Source organism: Shewanella sp. CAL98-MNA-CIBAN-0140, from assembly GCF_040309905.1.
In the GTDB taxonomy this organism is placed as follows: Bacteria; Pseudomonadota; Gammaproteobacteria; order Enterobacterales; family Shewanellaceae; genus Shewanella; species Shewanella psychromarinicola.
Window position 1 is genome coordinate 1 of sequence record NZ_JBEOPI010000280.1, and the last position, 238, is coordinate 238.

Below are 238 nucleotides of genomic sequence, written 5' to 3' on the forward strand. Positions count from 1 at the left end.
GTATAACAATTATAAGGAATTACTGACTTGGGTGTTCGCTTCGGAGGCGTTAGGGTTGGGTGGCTGTCCGGGTGGTGGGGTGGTGGGGGGGGGGGGGGGGGGCGGGGGGGGGGGGGGGGGGGGGGGGGGGGGTGGGGTGGTGGGGGGGGGGGGGGGGGTGGGTTGTGGGGGGGGGGGGGGGGGGCGGGGGGCGCTTTCGTTCGGCAGTGGGCGTGTGTGGGGGTGGTGGGGGCATGCA

Annotated in this window: 1 protein-coding gene; it reads left to right on the plus strand. The window is 73.9% G+C overall.

The genetic code is table 11. From position 1 onward, the window contains the following. Positions 1-31 precede the first annotated feature (31 nt). A partial coding sequence (locus AAEY93_RS21305; protein ID WP_351079697.1) for a hypothetical protein occupies positions 32-238 on the plus strand: 207 nt, incomplete at its 3' end.